We start from the raw sequence: 1,159 nt of genomic DNA, 5'->3' as shown, positions 1-1,159 counted from the left end.
AACCCCGCCCCCCCGGCCCGGGCGCGGGGGGGGGGCCGGCCCGGGGGGGGGGCCCCGGGCCGGGGGCCGGGCGCCCCGGCGAGCAACACCCCCGCGGCCAGCGACACGGCAACGGCCGACGACACGACAGCGGCCGGACGGGTCCGCGCCGCCACGACCATCACCCCTGGCACGAGCCGACGGACCATGGACCTCAACTCCTCCAGCGCGGTGTGCTCGGGCCGGTGACGAAACAGCGGGGCGTGCCGGGGTCATCGTAGAGCGCGGACGCCTGTGGACTTCCCCTGACCTGCGGTTTCATGCGCGTCGCCGCGGCCGGGGCGGACCGGGCGCCCCTGGGGCCGCCGCCCCGGTGCGCACCTCGCGCGTGCTGCGGCGCGGGGACGCCCCGAATTCGTTGCGACGCCCCGTTTCCCCGGGCACCATGGGCAGCGTCCGGCCCGCGGGCGCGCACGGGGGCGAGCGGATCGATCGAACCGGTTCCGCGCGCGGAGAGGCGGAACAGTGGGCTCGCAGACGAGGCTGGTGGACGATTCCCTGGAACTGACGGACGGCGTCCGGGTGACCTTCATCCGCACCCTGCGCCTGCCCGAGAAGGGCACCTTCCCGTTGCCGCCCGGGCTAGGCACTTTTCCGCTGCGGCGCGTGGCCGACTATCCGCGCACCGTTCCGGCGCAGTGGCGGGAGCGGGGCGGGGTGATGTTGCCGGTGTACCAGCGCGAAGCCATGTGGCTGCGGTTCTCGGCGGCCGCGCCCGCCGCGCTGAAGGTCGGCATCGGGAAGGTGTGCGCGATCTCCGGCAAGCCGTGGTCGGACACGCTGGTCCGCAAACCGCAGAACTACGTGCCGCTGCCGGAACAGCCCTGGCTGGACGGCATCAACTCCGGCAAGGGCACCGTCCGCCAGTTCGTGGCCGTCCCGCTCGGGCTCGGCGCGACGGTGGAGGGGCAGATCACCGGCAGCGAGCAGTGGGGCGGTGTGCAGCTGGCGGTGCACACCCTCATCGACTCCGCGCTGCGGAAGTGGCAGCAGGAGCAACGGGCTTGGCCGGGCTTCGCCGAGGGCGCGCCTCCGGTCCACGGCGCGGCCCCGGCCTTCGCGCCGCCACCGGCCGCCCCCGCACCGGCTTTCGCGGCCCCGCCTCCCGGCGGACCGGCAC

General features: G+C 75.8%; 2 pseudogenes. Both read left to right on the top strand.

Annotated features, from left to right (window positions below):
* Nucleotides 1-228 (top strand): annotated as a pseudogene (locus QH283_RS08525) (hypothetical protein); the annotation flags it as partial.
* A 276-nt stretch (nt 229-504) separates the two neighbouring features.
* Nucleotides 505-1,159, top strand: a pseudogene (locus QH283_RS08520) (hypothetical protein); the annotation flags it as partial.

It is taken from the genome of Nocardia farcinica (assembly GCF_029867845.1).
Taxonomy (GTDB): Bacteria; Actinomycetota; Actinomycetes; order Mycobacteriales; family Mycobacteriaceae; genus Nocardia; species Nocardia farcinica_A.
This window is presented reverse-complemented; position numbering and strand designations above follow the sequence as displayed.